Below are 18,552 nucleotides of genomic sequence, written 5' to 3' on the forward strand. Positions count from 1 at the left end.
TCCTATTGCCGTTGGTTGAAGGGGCGGCCCGGGGCGGCCAAGATAGATCCCATGACCGATGCCAACTTCAGCCGTCCCGGCGCAGTAGACCTCTCCGCGCTCGCCAATGCCAGCGCCCCCACCGCGAGTGGGGGGTTCGTCACGAGCGTCAGCGAGGCCGACTTCGAGTCGGTGGCCAACCTCTCGCTGCAGCACCCAGTGATCCTGGAATTCCACTCGCCGCGCGACCCCGCGGGCCAGAACGTCTCCGCGGCGCTCGCCGATCTCGTCAACGCCGCAGGTGGCCGCTACCTCCTGGCCCGGGTCGACGTCGACGCCGAGCCCCGGCTCGCCCAGGCGCTCGGTGTCCAGGCCGTTCCCACCGTCGTCGCCCTCATCGGCGGCCAGATGGCGCCGCTGTTCCAGGGGACCAGGTCGGAAGAGGAGATCGGGGCACTGCTCGACCAGGTCGCCCAGCTCGCCATCGCCAACGGGATGACGGGGCGCGCCCAGCCCGTCTCGGGCGCCGCGCTCTCCGACGATCCCGCGGCGGCCCCCGTCAACCCGCGCTTCGAGAAGGCCGACGCTGCTCTCGAAGCCGGTGACTTCGCGAAAGCGGTCGAGGAGTTCGACGTCCTGCTCAAGGAGACCCCGAGCGATCCGGAGGTGATCGCGGGTCGTGCCCAGGCCGCCCTCCTGCAGCGCAGCATGAGCTTCGACCCCGAGGCCATCGTCGCGGCCGCCGCCGAGAGGCCCGACGACGTCCAGGCCCAGTTCGACGCGGCCGACCTCGAGGTGATCAACGGCCGCTACGAGGAGGCCTTCGACCGCCTCCTCGGACTGGTCGCGGAGGTCGCGCCCGAGGACCGGGACCCCATCCGGCTGCGCCTCCTCGAGCTGTTCGAGATCGCCGGTCGCACCGAGCCCGTCGTGCTCAAGGCGCGTCGCCGCCTGGCCAGCGTCCTGTTCTGATCCGACGGCGCGTCCTTCCGCCCGGCCGCCCCGGGTGGGTCGCGTCGTCAGTGGCAGATGAGCACTTTCCGGGGTTCGTTGTGTCAGGGAACGGATGTGATCGTTGCCATCGCGAACGAACCCGGGAAAGTACTCAAGTAATCAGCCGGTCGGCAGCAGGAGCACCGCGGCACCGGCGCCGGGAAGCGTCAGCACGCCGTCCTCCAGCTGAACCGGATCCCAGGCGGCGACGACCTCCGTGCCATGGCCCACCCGCACCCTCGAGCCGGCGCGCGTCGCCGCGACCAGGTACGGCCCACGACGCATCGTGACGGTGTCGGGATCGACGATCTCCACCTCGACGTCGCCGAGGCGCGGATCGCGCAGCTCGCGATGGGCTCGGCGCAGCCCGATCAGCGTGCTGTACCAGGCGAGCATCCTCGCGTGCTCGCCCTCGCCGCGCTCCTGCCAGAGCAGCTTCGCCGAGTCGAATGTCTCCCGGGCCTGCGGATCGGGGGGCGCCTCGACCCAGCCCATCGCCGCGAACTCGCGGGCGCGGCCCGTCGTCACGTGGGGGCCGAGCTCCGGCCCGAGCTCGCTGAAGAACGGGAAGGGCGAACTCGCCGCCCATTCCTCACCCATGAACAGCATCGGGGTGTTTGCCGCCAGCAGATAGAGCGCGGCCGCCGCGGCCTGGTCGCCCGGGCCGGCGTGCTGGGCGAACCGGTCGCCAACCGCCCGGTTGCCGACCTGGTCGTGGTCCTGCAGGAAAGCCACGAAGGAGTGTCCGTCGTAGTAGGGGCTGTCCGGGTCGACCGGGGCGCCCCAGTCGGTGCCGCGGAAACTGGAGAATCCGCCGTCGTGCACGAACACCCTTGTCAGGGCCTTCGCCAACTCCCGCGCGTCGCCGAAGTCCGAGTAGTAGCCGGTCGTCTCGCGCCCGAAGAAGGCGTGCAGCGCGTGGTGGATGTCGTCAGCCCACTGGGCATCCATCCCACAGGCCTCCGGCTCCGTGCCGACGGGCATCACCATCGCGGGCTGGTTGAGATCGGACTCGGCGATGAGCGTCAGCGGGCGGCCGGCCTCGACCGACCAGGCGCGGGTCGCCGTCGAGAGTTCCCGCAGGAAGTGGGTCTCGGAGGCGTCGACGAGGGCGTGCACGGCGTCGAGCCGCAGGCCGTCAAGGCCGACGTCGACCAGGAAGTGGCGGGCCGAGCCGATCAGGTAGTCGCGGACCTCCGCGGAGCCTGTGTCGTCGAGGTTGATCCCGTCTCCCCACGGCGTCTGGTGCCTTGCCGTGAAGTACGGGCCGAACTTCGACACGTACGCGCCCTCCGGACCGAGGTGGTTGTGCACCACGTCCAGGACAACCGCCAGCCCCCGGGCGTGGGCGGCGTCGACGAACCGGACGAGTGCCTCCGGGCCGCCGTAGACCTGGTGCACCGACCAGGGCGCGACACCGTCGTATCCCCCATCCGCGCATGCCTGCGAAGGCGCTGACGGGCATCAGCTCCACCGTGTCGATGCCGAGCGCGACGAGGTCGTCGAGCCGGTCGACCGCCGCGTCGAGGGTCCCCTCGTGCGTGAACGTGCCGACGTGCAGCTCGTAGATGACCGTGCCCCGCACCGGGCGGCCGCCCCAGTCGACCTCGCGGGTGAACACGGCAGGGTCGACGACCCGGCTCAACCCGTGCACCCCGTCGGGGAGGCTGAGCGAGCGTGGATCCGGGAACGGGCCCTCGCCGTCGACGATGAAGCCGTAGCGCTCACCCGGCTCCAGGTCCCGCTCGGGGCTCCACCTGCCGTCGTCGCCCCTGCGCATGGCGAGCCGCGACCCGTCGCCGAGCCGGATCGCCAGCTCGGCGGCATCGGGCGCCCAGACCTCGCCCGGCCTCACGACGCGGCCCGCAGGAGGGCGACGGGCAGGTCGGCAAGCATCTCGGCAAGTTCGACGGCGCCGCCTCGGAACTCGCGTCCGGACAACACGTCGACCCAGGTCCCTTCCGGGAGGATGATCTGGTGCTCGCCCCAGCCGCCTCGCTCGGCCAACTGCGAGCCGAGGCGGGTCGCGACGGTGATCGCGACCGGGGAGTCGGCCTCAGCGGTGCCGCGCGCGAACGCGACCGCCTGACCGGTTGTGGTCGCGACGGGGGAGTAGGTCGCGGCCTCGCCACGGAACGCGTAGGGATGCTCCGCGCGCAGACGCAGCGCCCGGGAGACCACGAGCAGCTTCTGCGCGTCCAGCGAGGCGGGGGCTGCGTCCGCGCTTCTGAGCAGGTCGGCGCGATGCGCGTAGTCGACCGGCCGCCGGTTGTCGGGATCGACGAGCGACAGGTCGATCAGCTCGGTGCCCTGGTAGACGTCGGGCACGCCCGGCATGGTGAGCTGGATCAGCTTCGAGCCGAGCACCCCGGCCCGGAGCGACTCGTAGGTGAGCTCGACGAACGAGTCGAGCGCGGCGGCGACCCGCTCGTCGGCAAGTGCCGCGTCCGCCAGCGCGATCACCGCCTCCTCGTAGGCGGCGTCGGGTGCGGTCCACGTGGTGTGGTTCTTGGCCTCCCGCATCGCCTTTGTCAGATAGCCCGCGAGCCGCTCGTGCGAGATGGGCTCGGCCCCGGCGAGGGTTCCGGGCAGCCGCCACGTCGCCAGCAGGGTCTGCCAGAGCAGCAGCTCGGTGGCGCCGTCGACCAGCGGGGAGCGGGCCTCCTCGGTTGCGGCACGCAGTTCGCCCAGGCACGACTCCCAGTCGCGGGCGTGTTCGAGCATCGCAGACAGGCGGGCCCGCACGTCCTCCGAACGCTTGGTGTCGTGCGTCGAGAGGGTGGTCATGGTGGAGGGCCAGGTCGCCGAGATCTGCCTGCAGAAGTCGTGGAACGCGTCCTGGGAGATGCCGACGATGGTCGGCTCGCTCCCGACCTCGTTGACGGCGACGAACCGGTTCCACCGGTAGAACGCGGTGTCCTCCTTCGACTTGGCCATCACGGGGCCGCAGGTCTGGGCGAACCGGATCATGAACTCGGCGCGCAGCGCCGCCTCGTCCATGACGGTGTCGGGAAGCTCGGTCGTCACCGGGTGCCTCGTCACGCTGGGGAGGGTCTCGGCGCCGCCGCCGCCTCCCGTGGGCGAATCGCCGAGGGCGAGCCGGACGATCAGCGCGAGGGTCGAGGACTCGTCCTCGTCCAGCTCTGGGCGCACCCGGTCCGCCGCGTCGAGGATCACCTGACGCTCGGCGTCCGGGGTGGCGATGCCCGGCTCGACGTAGGCGCGGTAGCGGTCCATCTGGACGAGCAACGCGGCGATGGTGCGGCCAAGCTCGCGGCGCGTGTGGTCGAAGAGCCGGATGTCGGCGGCGCAGATCGCCACCGCGATCGAGGTGAGCCGGTTCACCTCGGTGAACAGCATGGAGCGCACCACCTCTTCCTTCGCGGCGTGCAGCACCTGTCCGAACCAGCCCTCGTCGGCGATCCGGTCCCAGATCTCGTTGAGGGTGGGGAGCTGGTTCGGGTCGTGGAAGAGGCCCTCGACCCGGAGCAGGGCATCGTAGCCGGTCGTTCCGGCGCACCGAGAGCCGTCGGGCAGCTGCTCGTGGGGTTCGAGGATCTTCTCGACGACGACCCAGGCGCCGCCGGTGGCGCGCTGGAGGCGCTGCAGATACCCGCGAGGGGTGGCAAGGCCGTCGGGGTGGTCGATCCTGAAGCCGTCGATCAGCCCCTCGTCGAAGAGCTGGATCAGCAGCTTGTGGGTGGCGTCGAAGACCTCGTCGTCCTCGACCCGGACCGCTGCGAGGGTGTCGACGTCGAAGAAGCGGCGGTAGTTGAGTTCCTCGTTGGCGACCTTCCAGTAGGCCAGCCGGTACCACTGGCGCTCGAGCAGTTGGTCGAGCGGGAGATCCTCGGTGCCGGGGCGGATCGGGAACACGTGGTCGAAGTAGGTGACGACACGCTCCGTGCGCCCGTCGATGTCACGCTCCTCGACCCGGATGTTTCCAGCTGCCAGTTCGTCGCCGATCCGGCTGCCGAGCACCGGCATCAGGACGGCACGGGTCGAGGTGAGGTCCATGTCGAACCAGTTCGCGTAACGCGACTCCGCGCCGTCGCGCAGCGCCTCCCACAGCGCGTGGTTGCGCCACAGGGGAGTGGGGACGGCCATGTGGTTCGGCACGACGTCGACGATGATCCCCAGCCCGTGGGCGTGAGCGACCTCGGCCAGCCTCCGAAAGCCCTCCTCGCCGCCGCACTCCTCGGAGATGCGGGTGTGGTCGACGACGTCGTAGCCGTGCATCGAGCCCGGTGCGGCCTGCAGGATCGGCGAGCAGAAGATGTGGCTGACGCCGAGCTCTGCGAGGTAGGGCACCTGGGCAACGGCGTCGTCGAAGGTGAAACCCTCGTTCAGCTGCAGTCGGTAGGTGGAGGCGGGCAGGGCGAGATCGGATCGTTGCTGCACGCCGTCCACTCTAGTGAAACTGGTGGCCGGTGCCGATTCCCGCGTCCGGGCGGTGCCGCGATGGCCCTCCCTGGTGCCCGATCCCCTTGGACGATGAGACGCTACTTGCGCCGAGACGGTCAGCCTAGGTGGCCGGCCTCGGTGTGGCCTCGGCCGCCGTCGAGCATCAGGGCGATCCGGCGGGCGGAGAGTTCGGTGACGTGCTGCTCGACCGCGGACGGCTCGACCCAGTGCACCGCCGCAATCTCCTTGTCGGTCGGCGCGAGCGTGGCGGCCGTGACCGCGTCGAGGACGCCGCCGTCGAAGATGAACTCGATCGCGTCGGACCAGCCGAGGTAGGGAGGCATCCAGTCGGTGATCAGCGGCTGGCCCAGCTCCACGCCGAGGCCGACCTCCTCACGCACCTCGCGCTCGGCGGCCGCCCGCGGGGCCTCGCCCTCCTCGGCGACGCCACCTGGCAGCTCCCAGTCGGGCTTGTAGGTGGTCTCCAACAGGAGCACCCGTCCGGTCTCGTCTCGGAACAGCACGTGGGCGATCACACGCTTGGAGGGGAGGATCGAGTTCAGCACGCCCGACATCGCGTGGGTGCCGTAGACCGTGTCCGTCGCCAGCCGGGAGTAGACGAGGACGTCGTGGTATTCGCCGGGGTTGGGCTCGATGGCCGAACGAAGCCGACCCTCGAGCCTGAAGCCCGCCCGGTGCAGCGCCGTGCGGGCGGCGCTGTCCCAGTCGGGCAGTTCGACCTGAAGGCGCCGGAGGCCACGGGCGATCAGGACGTCGTCTGCAGCGAGCGAGACGGCGCGCTGCAGCGTCTCGATGTCGACCCGCTGTTCAGCCCAACGGAGCGTCCCGACGCTGCCCTTGACGTCGACGTGTACCTGGAAGTCAGTCACGAGCCAAGGTTACGTCGCAGCCAGATCGAGCCGAGCGGCGGTACGGCCACGCGGGCGCGTGCCGGGAAATGGCCCCACGGCTCGGCGACGGCGTTGACCTCGCCGAGGTTGCCGAACTCGCCGGACCCGTCGTAGATGGGGGCGTCGGTGTTCAGGATCTCCTCCCACGCACCCGCCTCGGGAAGGCCGATCTCGTAGTCCACGAGCGGCTCCGGAGAGAAGTTCGTGACGCAGGCGATGTGGTTGCCGTGCGTGTCGTGACGCACCCAGCTGAGGGTGTCGTGGGCGGCGTCGTCGGCGTTGATCCAGGTGAACCCCGACGGGTCGTTGTCCAGCTCGTACAGCGGGGCGTTGTCGCGGTAGATGTGGTTCAGGTCGCGGAACAGCCGCTGCAGGCCGCCGTGGCCCCACAGCTCGGAGACCCACCACTCGAGGCTCGCGGCCTCGTTGAACTCCGGCCGCTGACCGAACTCGCAGCCCATGAAGACCAGCTGCTTGCCGGGGAAGCTCCACATGTAGGAGTAGAAGGCGCGCAGCGTGGCGAACTTGCGCCAGTCGTCCTGCGGCACCTTGTTGATCATCGAGCCCTTGCCGTGCACGACCTCGTCGTGGCTGATCGGGAGCACGAAGTTCTCGGAGTACTGGTAGACCATCGCGAAGGTGAGCAGGTTGTGCTCGTACTGCCGGTAGATCGGATCGAGCTGCAGGTAGCGCAGCGAGTCGTTCATCCACCCCATGTTCCACTTGAAGCCGAAGCCGAGGCCGCCCTCGTGGACGGGCTTGGTGACGCCCGGGAAGCTGGTGGACTCCTCGGCGATCATCACGACGCCGGGCTCACGCTCGTACAGGTGACGGTTGACGTAGCGCAGGAAGTCGATCGCCTCAAGGTTCTCGCGGCCGCCGAACTCGTTGGGCACCCACTGCCCCTCCTCGCGCGAGTAGTCGAGGTACAGCATCGAGGCGACGGCGTCGACGCGCAGGCCGTCGATGTGGAACTCCTGGATCCAGTACAGCGCGTTGCTGACCAGGAAGCTCTTCACCTCGTTGCGGCCGTAGTTGAAGATGTAGGTTCCCCAGTCCATGTGCTCGCCCTGGCGTGGGTCGGCGTGCTCGTAGAGCGCCGTCCCGTCGAACCGGCCGAGGGCCCACTCGTCCTTCGGGAAATGGCCGGGGACCCAGTCCATGATCACGCCGATGCCCGCCTGGTGCAGCCGGTCGATCAGGTAGCGCAGGTCGTCGGGCTTGCCGAAACGCGACGTGGGGGAGAAGTAGCCGGTGACCTGGTAGCCCCAGCTCGGGGCGAACGGGTGCTCGGCCAGCGGCATGAACTCGACGTGCGTGTAGCCCTGCCACTTGACGTAGCTGACCAGCTCCTCCGCGAGGTCGAGGTAGCTCTTGCCCTGGCGCCAGCCGCCCAGGTGGACCTCGTAGACGCTCATCGGCTCGGCGTGCGCGCGGCCGTTGCGGCGGTGCTCCATCCAGTCGTCATCCGACCAGATGTACTTCGACTCGTAGACGATCGACGCGTTGGCCGGGGCCTGCTCGCTGAAGCGGGCCATCGGGTCGACCTTCTCGATCCAGTGCCCCTCCTGGGTCTCGATCCGGTACTTGTAGAGCGTCCCCTCGCCGAGGCCGGGGATGAAGCCCGCCCACACGCCGCTGCCGGGCACCAGCTGCAGTTGATCGCCCGTCCACCAGTTGAAGTCGCCGATCACCTGGACCGACTTGGCGTTGGGGGCCCAGACGGCGAAGCGGACGCCCGCGACCTTCCCCTCGTCACCGGGCTCATCGCCCTGTTCGGTGATGACGTGGGAGCCGAGTCGTTTCCAGAGCTCGGTGTCACCTCCGTTGTGGAACCCTTCCAGGTCCCAGCCGGTGAGTTCGCCGAACTGGTCGTGCGCCATGGGTCATGCTCCTTCAGGAAGTGTTGAGAGAAAATCTAGCGGTACGCGGATGAGGTGGGGGCGGTAGCGCGCCTCGTAGGCGACCTCGTAGCCGGCCTTGTCCGTCTCGTACCCCGCAAGGAGGGGTTCGGTCCGGTCGGGGTCGAGACCGTACCCGGTCAGGAACGCCCGACGGCAGGCAGTCAGCCAGTCGTCGTCGGCATCGCCCGCGGCCCGCGCGTACCCGAACGAGCGCAGCATGCCCGCCACGTCACGCAGCGGCGAATCCGGGCGCCTGCGCTCCTCGAGCGACTTCAGCGGCTCCCCTTCGAAATCGACGTAGATCCAGTGCCCGCCGGTGAGCAGCACCTGCCCGAGATGGCAGTCACCGTGGACGCGCTGGACCTCCACCTGAGCGTCGGCCACCTCGTCGAAGACGCGCTCGGCCGCAGGGACGAAGGGGCGAAGCTCCGCGAACTCCGAAGCGACCGTCTCGAGGCGCGACCGGAACCCCGCGGCGATGTCGGCGCCGGGGACGCTGCCGGTGCCAAGCTTCTCGGCGAGGATCCGGTGCACCGTGCCCAGCGCCGACCCCAGTGCGGTCGCGTGCTCGCTGAAGTCGCGGCCCTCGGAGGCGAAGCGGCAGGCGAGGTCGTAGCCGTCGGTGGGCTCGTGCAGAGCCTCGAGGAACACGGCGAGGTCGGTGCCGTCGACGTTCCAGGACCCGTACAGCTCGGCGACCACTGCGCTGCCGCGCAGCTCGCGGTGCAGTTCGACGTCGATGTTGCTCCCGGGCTCGATCCGCCGGAACACCTTGGCGAGCAGGGCTTCGCCGTAGAAGATCGACGTGTTGGACTGCTCACCGGTGAAGCGGCGCGCGGGAAGGTCGTCGGGAATCTCGGCGAGCCGTTCGAAGCCCGGGGCGTCGGCGCGCAACAGGTCGAGCAGGATCCCCGCGTCGTCGGTGGCGTCGGAGGGGTCACCGTCCAGCGGCCACAGCAGCGGGATCAGATAGGTCTCCTCGTGCCCGTCGTCGAAGCCGACCACCAGGAAGCCCGGCCTCAGGCCGGGGGTGGACGGCGTCGGCTCGGCGGCCCAGTCACCCAGGTCGACGCGCAGCGGACGACCCGAGCGGCCCGAGAACCAGCGCTGCGAGATGGCGAGATCCCACAGCGTCTGCGTGAGGTCGCCGCCACTCATGAGACCGTCACATGCATGATGTGGGCCGGCTTGCCCGGGTAGAGCCGGACGAAGGCCTCGCGACCCCACAGGTACTCCTCGCCGGTCAGCTCGTCGTGCACCGACACCTTGTCCGCGGCCGGGAAACCGAGGGCGTCGAAGTCGAGGTTGAGCTGGCTCTCGACGGTTCCTTCCGGGTCGAGCGAGCACACGACGAGGACGGTGTCGTCCCCGTCGCGCTTCGAGAAGACGATGACCGAGTCGTGCGGGGCGTGGTGGAAGTGGATGTCGCGCAGCTGCTGCAGCGACTGGTGCCCCGCACGGATCTCGTTGAGCCGTCCGAGCAGCACGTTCAGGTTCGGCTGGGCGTTGTAGTCGCGCGGCCGGTACTCGAACTTCTCGGAGTTGAGGTACTCCTCCTTGCCCGGGGCGAGCGGCTCGTGCTCGAACAGCTCGTAGCCGGAGTAGACACCCCACGACGGCGACATCGTCGCGGCGAGGATCGCGCGGATCGCGAAGGCCGCCGGGTTGCCCGACTGCAGGAAGAACGGGTTGATGTCGGGGGTGTTGACGAAGAAGTTGGGCCGGTAGTAGTTGGCCATGTCCGTCGACAGCTCGGTGAGGTACTCGGTCAGCTCCCACTTCACGTTGCGCCACGTGAAGTAGGTGTAGGACTGCTGGAATCCGATCTTGCCGAGCGCGGCCATCATCTGCGGCTTCGTGAAGGCCTCCGCGAGGAAGATCACCTCGGGGTGCCGCTCGTTGACGCGGCCGATCAGCCAGTCCCAGAACTCCACCGGCTTGGTGTGCGGGTTGTCGACGCGGAAGATCGTGACGCCGTGCGAAATCCAGTACTCCACGATCCGCAGCACCTCGTGGTAGATGCCGACCGGGTCGTTGTCGAAGTTGATCGGGTAGATGTCCTGGTACTTCTTCGGCGGGTTCTCCGCGTAGGCGATCGTCCCGTCGAGGCGGGTGGTGAACCATTCGGGGTGTTCGGTGACCCACGGGTGATCGGGCGAGGCCTGCAGCGCGAGGTCCATGGCGATCTCGACGTCGAGCGAGCGGGCCTTCGCGACGAACGCGTCGAAGTCGTCGATGGTGCCGAGATCCGGGTGGATGGCGTCGTGTCCGCCGTCGGCCGATCCGATCGCCCATGGCGAGCCCGGATCCTCAGGCCCCGGGGTGAGCGTGTTGTTCGGGCCCTTGCGGAAGGACTGTCCGATCGGGTGGATCGGCGGAAGGTAGACGACGTTGAAGCCCATGCCTGCCGCGGCCTCGAGGCGCTCCACGGAGGAGGCGAAGGTCCCGGAGTGCCAGTGACCCTGATCGTCCTTCCATGCGCCCTGGGAGCGGGGGAAGAACTCGTACCAGGACGAGTACAGAGCGCGCCTGCGCTCGACGCGCACGGGGTAGTCGGGGGTGGGGGAGACGAGCTCGCGCGGACCGAAGCGGGCCATGGCGCGGGCGATCGGGGCCGAGGTCACGGTCTCGAGGATCTCGTCGACCTCGGTGTCGCCGACGAGCAGTTCTGCCGCCCCGCGGAGCATGCTCGCCGCACCTGGTGCGCGCATCGCCTCGGCCTGGCGGGCAGCCCTGCTGAGCAGCTCGCGGCCCTCCATGTGGACGAGTTCGACGTCGACGCCGACCGGCAGCTTCTTCTCGGCGTGGTGGATCCAGGTGCCCCACGGGTCGGACCAGCCCTCGACGCGGAAGGTCCAGTCGCCAGGCTCGGCCATGCGGATGTGGGCCTGCCAGATGTCGAGCCCGACCGGCTCGACCTGGGTCATGTCGATGCGGCGCTGGGTGCCGCTCGGTGAGGTCAGGATCACGGACGCGTTGACGGCGTCGTGGCCCTCGCGGAAGACGTTGGCCTGGACGAGGAGGCGTTCATGCGTCACCGCCTTGACGGGGTAGGCGCCGCCTTCCAGCACCGGCTGGACGCCGGTGACAGGGATACGGCCGAGGCCACCCTCGGTTCGGACGATGCGCTTGCTGGCTCGGGCTGGGAACTGCTCGGTCACATGGTCAGCCTAGCCGGGACCGACCGCATCCGCGCAGGCCGAGCGCCAGTGCTCGGGAGGATGTGCGCCGCGATCAGTCGCCGCTGGGCACCGGCGCAGCCGCGGCCTCCTCCTGGACGCGCAGCAGTTCCTCGGAGCTCTGCGGCACCGGCGCAGCCGCGGCCTCACCCTGGAGGCGCAGCAGTTCCTCGGAGCTCTGCGGCACCAGCACGCGCATCACCACGACGCTGCGGCCCGGGATGGTCAACGGCGCCCTCGCCGGGAGCGTCTTCTGTATGGGCAGTTCGTCGTCGTCTGCGCTGTGCCACACGATCTCGAAGCCGTGGCCCCATGGCAGCCCCGGTAGGGTCGCCGGGGCAGGCTCGGAGGCCGAGTTGAACCAGGTGAGGAAGGCCTCCTTCTCATCGGAGACGTACATGCCGAGCAGTCGGCGCGACCCGTCGTGCCAGGCATCCTCGCCCATCTGCCCCGAGGCGCCGTCCATCCAGGTGAGGTCGACCCGCTGCAGGTTCTCCCCACCCTCGCCGAGCACCTCGGTGTGGTGGGCGAACTCGTCGAGGCGCAGCACCTCATGGTCGCGGCGCAGCGCGATCAACGCGGCCACCCGGTCACGGACGTCGCGCCACTGGTCGGGGATCGTCCAGTCGACCCACGAGAGGGGCGAATCCTGGCAGTAGGCGTTGTTGTTGCCCTTCTGCGTCCGGCCGAACTCGTCGCCCGCCGTCAGCATGGGCGTGCCCGCCGCGAGGATCTGGGTCGCCATCAGGTTGAGCACCTGCCTGCGGCGGATCGCGGTGATCAGCGGGTCAGACGTGTCGCCCTCCCAGCCGTGGTTCCACGAGTGGTTGTTGTCTGTGCCGTCGCGGTTCGCCTCGCCGTTGGCCAGGTTGTGCTTGACGTCGTAGCTGACCAGGTCGCGCATGGTGAAACCGTCGTGCGCGGTCACGAAGTTGACGCTGGCCTGCGGGGTGCGACCGGGGCGGTCGAAGAGGTCGGGCGAGCCGGCCAGGCGCGTGGCGAGCTCCTGCACGCCGTGCACCGAACCGCGCCAGTAGTCACGCACGTGATCGCGGAAGCGGTCGTTCCATTCGCTCCAGCCCGGACCCCAGGCGCCGACCTGGTAGCCGTAGGGGCCGATGTCCCAGGGCTCGGCGATGATCTTGACGTCCCTGAACACCGGATCGTCTGCGATGGCCTGCTTGAACGGATGGTTCTGGTCGACGTGGTGGTGCCAGTCCCGGATCAGGGTCGTGGCCAGATCGAAGCGGAACCCGTCGACGCCCATCTCGGTGACCCAGTAGCGCAGCGAGTCGAGCACCAGTTGCAGCACCATCGGGTGGGCGGTGTTGACCGAGTTGCCGCACCCCGTCACGTCGTAGTCGTCGCGCCGGTCGTTGGTCAGCCGGTAGTAGGCGTCGTGGTCGATGCCGCGCATCGACAGCGTCGGACCCTCATGGCCGCCCTCGCCGGTGTGGTTGTAGACGACGTCGAGGAGCACCTCGATGCCCGCCTCGTGCAGCGCGGAGACCATCGTCTTGAAGTCGGCGACCTGATTGCCGACGGTGCCGCGCGGGGCGTAGGCGGCGTGCGGTGCGAAGAAGCCGAGCGTGTTGTAGCCCCAGTAGTTCCGAAGGCCCTTGTTCGCGATGAACGGCTCGCTGACGAAGTGCTGCAGCGGGAGGAACTCGACGGCGGTGACGCCGAGATCGACGAGATAGGCGATCACGGCCGGATCGGCCATGCCGAGGTAGGAACCCCGCAGATGCTCTGGGACCTCGGGGTGCAGCTTGGTGAACCCCCGCAGATGGGTCTCGTAGATCACCGTCTCCGACATCGGCCTGCGCTTGGCGACCGGCGTCGGTGGGGCAGTGTCGGCCACGACGACCGAGACGGGCACCGCGCCGAAGGAGTCCTCGGTGGAGATCGTGAACGGGTCGCCCGTCACGTGGTCGAGGATCGGGCCCCGGAAGTCGATGCCTCCGACGATCGCCCTTGCGTAGGGGTCGAGCAGCAGCCGTGCCGGGTTGAAGCGCGAGCCGTCGGACGGGTCCCAGGGGCCGTGCACGCGGAAGCCGTACTGCTGACCCGCGCCGATGCCGTCGACCTCGACACTCCAGATGCCGTCGTCGCCGCGCTGCATGTCGTGGTTGTGCTGCTCGTTGCGGGCGCCGATGAGGGCCAGTTCCACCTTGGTCGCGCGGGGTGCCCAGAGGCCGAACGCGACTCCGCGGTCGGTGACGTGGGCGCCGAGGGTACTGGTGTCTGGGATCTGCATGACGGCTTTCTGGGGTCGGACGGGCGCCGCAATTGTGCCATTGATCGGCAAATCGCCGCGACGGCTCGCTGTGCGTGTGTTGGAGACGTTTCCGGAGCCACCCTTGTCTGTCCCGCAAGCAGCGCCCCCCACGGGCCCGACTCGACGGTGTCGGACGCCCGTTCGCCGGCCGCCTCTAGATCGTGACGGCACGGGGAGCCCCTGCCCGGAGCCCGCAATAGAGTTGGGGGCATGTCCGTCTACCTCGACCACGCAGCCACGACCCCGATGCGTTCGGAGGCTGTCGAAGCCTTCGTCGAGCAGGCGACGATCGTCGGCAACCCGGCCTCGCTGCACCGGCCGGGGCAGCGGGCGCGCTCCGCCCTCGAGGAGGCGCGAGAGGAACTCGCCGCCGCGGTCGGCGCACACCCGAGCGAGGTGATCTTCACCTCGGGCGGTTCTGAGGCCGATTCCATCGCCATCCTCGGCGGCTGGTCGGCCCGCCGCGCAGATCGGGGCCGGGTCGTGATCTCAGCCGTCGAGCATCCTGCGGTCGCGGGCGCCGTCGAGCGTGGGGCCGAGGTCATCCCCGTCACGGCGACCGGAGTGGTCGACGTCGAGGCGGCCGCGGAACTCATCGACGAGCGGGTCGGCGTCGTCTCGGTGATGGCGGTCAACAATGAGACGGGCGTCGTCCAGCCGGTCGAGGCGGTCCGCAAGCTCGCCGTCAGGGCCGGAGCCTGGATGCACAGCGACGCCGTCCAGGCGCTCGGCCACCTCCCGGTCGATTTCCGGCAGAGCGGGCTGGATCTGATGAGCCTCTCTGCGCACAAGGTCGGTGGTCCGGTCGGCATCGGGGCGCTGCTCGCCCGACGGTCGGTGGCTCCTGCCGCGATCGGTCTCGGCGGGGGACAGGAGCGCGGCGTGCGTTCGGGCACCAACGCCGTCGCGCTCGCCGCCTCCTTCGCCCGGGCCGCCAGGCTGGCCGTCGAGGAGTTGGAGGCCGAAGCCGCGCGTCTGCGCGCCCTGAAGCCACGGGTCGAGGCAGCTTCGACGGCCGCCGGTGGTCGACTCAACTCGGCGGTGGACGGCGCGCCGCACATCGTCAACGCCACCTTCGACGGGATCAAGGCGGACGCCCTGCTCTTCCTGCTCGACCAGCGCGGCGTGCACGCCTCGGTCGGGTCGGCCTGCCGGGCGGGGGTACACCAGCCGAGCGAGGTGCTGCTCGCCATGGGTCGTACGGCCGACGAGGCGGCGCAGTCGCTGCGGTTCTCGCTCGGCCGCACGACGACAGCCGCCGACATCGAGCGGTTTGAAGAAGTCCTTTCGCTCGCGGTGGAGCAGGCGCGCAACGTCTAGTCGGTGAGTCCGCGAACCGGGGGTTGACCCTCCACCTGCTGGAGCCCTCACCGTTGAGGTCAAGGACGACCCGCGTCCCACTTCGAGAGGATGATTTCCATGATGAGCATCAGCGTGTTCGCCGGCTCGACCGGCCTCAGCGTCAAGGCCCTGCGCTTCTACGACGAACGTGGCCTGCTCCGACCCGCAGCGGTGGATCCGGTCACCGGGTACCGCAGCTACAGCGCGTCCCAGCTGCGCGATGCGCGCACCATCCGCGTGTTGAGGGCCGCCGGAATGCCGCTCGAGGCGATCGGGAGGGCGCTCGCCGAGCCGGACACGATCGGTGAGTTGCTGCGCTCCCATCGCGCCCGGCTCGATGAGGAGCGTCGACTGCAGGACCGTGCGTTGGCGCTCGCCCTTTCGGCGGAGCAGCCGCCGCGCGAACCCGAGATCCTGACCCGGAAGGTCGGTGCGACGCACTTCGCGGCCGTCGTGCATGAGGTGGAGACCGAGCTGGCCGACGAGGACGTCGAGGCGTCCAACGACGAGGCCAGCGCGCTGCTCGGTCGCCTCTACCGGGCGCTCGAGGAGTCGGGCAACCTTCCCGTCGGTGGCTTCTGGACGGGCATGCCGCTCACCGGGTCCGCTGGCCCCTTCCGACTCCGACTCGCCTGGCCCGTCGCGACCCCCGCGAGCGTGAGCGTCGACGGGCTGGAGGTGGTCTGCGGAACGCTGCCGGCCCGCACCGAGGCGTTCCTCCAGGGGGCGCCGGACGGGACTGACCAGCTCGAGGGACTGAGCGGTGGCCCGCTGCCCGACCCGAGGTGGATCGCGCTCGCCGAGCTCTGCGAGGCCTCAGGCGTCGAACCGGACGAGCTGCGTCAGTCCTCCACCGGCACGGACGAGAACGACTGGCGTGTCGAGTACGCGGTGACGATCGGGTGACCTTCTGCGGTGCGGGGGCGGGGTAGCGGGGCTGCGAGGTAGCGGCGACGCGACATAGACTGGCACGGCCAAAAGCCGAGGAGGAAGCAGTGCGGGTACTTGTCGCGATGTCGGGCGGGGTTGACTCCGCCGTCGCAGCGGCGCGCCTCGTCGCCGAGGGGCACGACGTGACCGGGGTGCATCTCGCCCTGTCGAAGAATCCCGCCTCCTACCGCTCCGGGGCCCGCGGCTGCTGCTCGCTCGAGGACTCCCACGACGCCCGGCGCGTGGCGGACAAGCTCGACATCCCGTTCTACGTCTGGGACTTCGCCGAGGAGTTCCACGAGGCCGTCGTCGAGGACTTCATCTCGGAGTACCGGGCCGGCCGCACGCCGAACCCCTGCCTGCGCTGCAACGAGAAGATCAAGTTCGCAGCCGTGCTCGACCGGGGCATCGCTCTCGGCTTCGACGCCGTCGCCACCGGCCACTACGCCGACCTCCGCCGCCACGGAGACGGGACCGTCTCCCTGCACCGCGCGGCCGACGACGCGAAGGACCAGTCCTACGTGCTCGGCATGCTGAACCAGGCGCAGCTGTCGCGCTGTCTCTTCCCCCTGTTCGACGTCGAGAAGCCGGTCGTGCGCGAGGAGGCACGCGCGCTCGGGTTCGGTGTGGCGAAGAAGCCCGACTCGCACGACATCTGTTTCATCGCGGACGGAGACACCCAGGGCTTCCTCGCCCGCCACCTCGACGACGCCCCGGGCGAGATCGTCGACTCGGTCGGTGCTGTGCTCGGCACGCACCGCGGGACCCACCGCTACACCGTCGGACAGCGCAAGGGACTCGACCTGCGCGTCCCGGCCCCCACTGGAGAGCCGCGCTACGTGCTGAGCATCGAGCCGGTCTCGCGCACCGTTGTCGTCGGTTCGCGAGAGGACCTCGCCGTGCGCAGCTTCAGTGGCATCCGCACCACCTGGACCCAGGAGCCGGTCGAGGGCCCGTGGCGTGGCAAGGCGCAGTACCGGGCGCACGGGCTCGCGCAGGACGCGACGATCGAGGTCACCGACGGCGGCCTCACCGTCTCGCTCGACGAGCCCGCCTCCGGCGTCGCGCCTGGCCAGACGGTCGTGGTCTACGACGGCGACCGCGTCGTCGGCAGCGCCGTGATCGCCGAGGCCGCCTGATGCGCGTCACCGCGGCAGGCTCCCTGCCGGGAGACGACTTCCGCGGCGCCCTGTCGGCCATGGCAGAGGCGCTCCCCGAGCTCCTGCCCCTTCCGGAGCTGCCCGCGCGGGGACTCGCCTCACAGATGACGGGCCGAGCGCTCGGCCTCATCTCCGGCCTCGGCTTCGACGTGCAGCCGGCGGGGTGGCGGCTCACCTCCCACTCGACGGCGGAACACCGTAAGGCCCAGGCCCAGTGGCGCAGTGACCTCGACGACACCGAGGAACTGCTGCAGGGCTTCGACCAGACCCTCAAGATCGGCGTCTGTGGCCCGTGGACGCTCGCCGCGACGGTCGAGCGGCCGACCGGTGACCGGCTCCTGGCCGACCACGGCGCGCGTCGCGAGCTGGCGCAGGCCCTCGACGAGGGCGTCCGGGAACTGCGCGCCGATCTCACGAAGCGACTCCCCGAGGCCACCATCGCGATCCAGGTCGACGAACCGGCCCTGCTCGCCGTCGCGGACGGCACCATCCCCACCGCGTCGGGATTCTCCAGGCATCGTCGCGTCGACCGGCCCGAACTGGTCGCGGCGCTGACCCCCTTCGCGGCGGCCTCCTGGCTGCACTGCTGCGCCCCGGGGCGCTGGCTGGACGTCGCGCGAAAGGCCGGTTTCGAGGGCGTCTCCGTCGACTCACGGCTGATCGACCTCGACGACCTCGCCCAGTGGTGCGACGAGGCCCGCACCGTCGACCTGGGGGTCGTGCGCACCGACGACGCCGCGCCGCAGGGCGTGGACGAGGTGATCCGCGAGTCGCTGCGGGTGCTGCGCTCCATCCAGGTCGACCTCTACCCAGGCATCGTGCTCGGCACCGCCTGCGGCATGGCGGGTTGGCGGCAGCGCGACGTGATGGCCCAGTTGGAGACGCTCACCCGGGCCGCCTCGCTCGTCGAGGAGTCGATGGCCCGCGGCTGAGCGCCCGGTGCCTGTGGAGCGTTGAGCACCTTCCCGGGCTCGTTCGTCCGAGGGCCTGGTTTCGCCGGCGTGTCGCGCAACGAGTCCCGGAAAGTGCTCATCTCACCCGCTGCGGAAGGGGCGCAGGGTCCGGTCATGGTGCCCCTCGCGGGGAGGCTGATGTTCGGGGCGTGACCTACACTTGCCGCCATGCGCGTGTTCTCCGATCTGAACCTCAACGGCCAGGCACCCACCCGCGCGCAGGCCGGGCGGGGGAGCTGGGGGCCGAAGGGTGTGCCGAGCACGCGGTGGAAGAAGATCCAGCGGATCATCGTGCCGATCATCGTCGTGGCCATCGCCGTCGGCCTGTTCTTCCTCGGGCGCATGTTCTACCTGATGCTCACCGGGGCCTGACGCGACCGCGCCTCACAGCCTCCCCGGCGACGAACCGCCGGGTCAGTCGTGCGGGAACCGAGCCGTCGGACAGGCGGCGGCGACGGGACGGGAACAGCCGACCAGGCACAGGGCCCTAAGATGGTCGTCGCCGCCACCGCGGCGCGAA

The 18,552-nt window shown here is 69.8% G+C and carries 13 protein-coding genes; 6 read left to right on the forward strand and 7 right to left on the reverse strand.

Translation table 11 applies throughout. The features are described from left to right. Positions 1–51: 51 nt before the first annotated feature. The gene (locus BW733_RS15790; RefSeq protein ID WP_077351984.1) at positions 52–951 is read left to right on the forward strand and encodes a tetratricopeptide repeat protein; all 900 of its coding nucleotides are present in this window, start codon (positions 52–54) and stop codon (positions 949–951) included. 141 nt (positions 952–1,092) lie between these two features. Here BW733_RS15790 and BW733_RS15795 read toward each other — a convergent pair whose 3' ends face one another. The 7 genes from BW733_RS15795 to glgX form a co-directional block, all read right to left on the reverse strand. Next, positions 1,093–2,373, reverse strand: a complete 1,281-nt coding sequence (locus BW733_RS15795; RefSeq protein ID WP_237268237.1) for an alpha-amylase family glycosyl hydrolase — start codon at positions 2,371–2,373, stop codon at positions 1,093–1,095. A gap of 450 nt (positions 2,374–2,823) precedes the next feature. Then, the gene (treY, locus tag BW733_RS15800) at positions 2,824–5,373 is read right to left on the reverse strand and encodes a malto-oligosyltrehalose synthase (RefSeq protein WP_237268238.1); all 2,550 of its coding nucleotides are present in this window, start codon (positions 5,371–5,373) and stop codon (positions 2,824–2,826) included. A 119-nt stretch (positions 5,374–5,492) separates the two neighbouring features. Next, the gene (locus BW733_RS15805; protein WP_077351988.1) at positions 5,493–6,266 is read right to left on the reverse strand and encodes an NUDIX hydrolase; all 774 of its coding nucleotides are present in this window, start codon (positions 6,264–6,266) and stop codon (positions 5,493–5,495) included. Then, positions 6,263–8,170 carry a 1,4-alpha-glucan branching protein GlgB gene (glgB, locus tag BW733_RS15810; RefSeq protein WP_077351990.1) on the reverse strand — a complete coding sequence of 636 codons (1,908 nt, stop codon included), beginning with the start codon at positions 8,168–8,170 and terminating at the stop codon, positions 6,263–6,265. Before glgB ends, BW733_RS15805 begins: the two co-directional genes overlap by 4 nt. Positions 8,171–8,173: 3 nt before the next feature. Continuing rightward, positions 8,174–9,349 carry a phosphotransferase gene (locus BW733_RS15815; protein WP_077351992.1) on the reverse strand — a complete coding sequence of 392 codons (1,176 nt, stop codon included), beginning with the start codon at positions 9,347–9,349 and terminating at the stop codon, positions 8,174–8,176. After that, a complete protein-coding gene (locus BW733_RS15820) occupies positions 9,346–11,352 on the reverse strand; it encodes an alpha-1,4-glucan--maltose-1-phosphate maltosyltransferase (RefSeq protein ID WP_077351994.1) in 2,007 nt (668 codons plus the stop codon). Before BW733_RS15820 ends, BW733_RS15815 begins: the two co-directional genes overlap by 4 nt. 73 nt (positions 11,353–11,425) lie before the next feature. Further along, complete coding sequence (gene glgX / locus BW733_RS15825; RefSeq protein WP_077351996.1) at positions 11,426–13,627, reverse strand: glycogen debranching protein GlgX; 2,202 nt, start codon at positions 13,625–13,627, stop codon at positions 11,426–11,428. Positions 13,628–13,858: 231 nt separating this feature from the next. On the opposite strand from glgX, the gene BW733_RS15830 reads away from it, so the two are divergent. From BW733_RS15830 to BW733_RS15850, 5 genes are all read left to right on the forward strand, one after another. Beyond that, a complete protein-coding gene (locus tag BW733_RS15830; RefSeq protein ID WP_077351998.1) occupies positions 13,859–14,968 on the forward strand; it encodes a cysteine desulfurase family protein in 1,110 nt (369 codons plus the stop codon). A gap of 99 nt (positions 14,969–15,067) precedes the next feature. After that, on the forward strand, positions 15,068–15,895 hold the full coding sequence (locus BW733_RS15835; RefSeq protein ID WP_161490265.1) for a MerR family transcriptional regulator: 828 nt from the start codon (positions 15,068–15,070) through the stop codon (positions 15,893–15,895). Between the two features lie 89 nt (positions 15,896–15,984). Beyond that, on the forward strand, positions 15,985–17,058 hold the full coding sequence (gene mnmA, locus BW733_RS15840) for a tRNA 2-thiouridine(34) synthase MnmA (protein ID WP_202970230.1): 1,074 nt from the start codon (positions 15,985–15,987) through the stop codon (positions 17,056–17,058). Then, positions 17,058–18,011, forward strand: coding sequence for a uroporphyrinogen decarboxylase/cobalamine-independent methonine synthase family protein (locus BW733_RS15845; protein ID WP_077352004.1), 954 nt, complete (start codon positions 17,058–17,060; stop codon positions 18,009–18,011). The genes mnmA and BW733_RS15845 overlap by 1 nt, the downstream gene beginning before the upstream one ends. Positions 18,012–18,200: 189 nt before the next feature. Then, positions 18,201–18,404: a hypothetical protein gene (locus BW733_RS15850; protein WP_077352006.1), complete on the forward strand. Its 204-nt coding sequence runs from the start codon at positions 18,201–18,203 to the stop codon at positions 18,402–18,404. The last annotated feature ends 148 nt before the right edge of the window (positions 18,405–18,552 follow it).

Source organism: Tessaracoccus flavescens (assembly GCF_001998865.1).
GTDB classification, from domain to species: Bacteria; Actinomycetota; Actinomycetes; order Propionibacteriales; family Propionibacteriaceae; genus Arachnia; species Arachnia flavescens.

Excerpts from the sequence above, each read along its gene's own strand:
- BW733_RS15835 (WP_161490265.1), top strand. The coding sequence starts at position 15,068 with ATGATGAGCATCAGCGTGTTCGCCGGCTCGACCGGCCTCAGCGTCAAG.
- BW733_RS15790 (WP_077351984.1), top strand. The coding sequence starts at position 52 with ATGACCGATGCCAACTTCAGCCGTCCCGGCGCAGTAGACCTCTCCGCG.
- BW733_RS15850 (WP_077352006.1), top strand. The coding sequence starts at position 18,201 with ATGCGCGTGTTCTCCGATCTGAACCTCAACGGCCAGGCACCCACCCGC.
- BW733_RS15815 (WP_077351992.1), bottom strand. The coding sequence starts at position 9,349 with ATGAGTGGCGGCGACCTCACGCAGACGCTGTGGGATCTCGCCATCTCG.
- glgX (WP_077351996.1), bottom strand. The coding sequence starts at position 13,627 with ATGCAGATCCCAGACACCAGTACCCTCGGCGCCCACGTCACCGACCGC.
- glgB (WP_077351990.1), bottom strand. The coding sequence starts at position 8,170 with ATGGCGCACGACCAGTTCGGCGAACTCACCGGCTGGGACCTGGAAGGG.
- BW733_RS15830 (WP_077351998.1), top strand. The coding sequence starts at position 13,859 with ATGTCCGTCTACCTCGACCACGCAGCCACGACCCCGATGCGTTCGGAG.
- BW733_RS15845 (WP_077352004.1), top strand. The coding sequence starts at position 17,058 with ATGCGCGTCACCGCGGCAGGCTCCCTGCCGGGAGACGACTTCCGCGGC.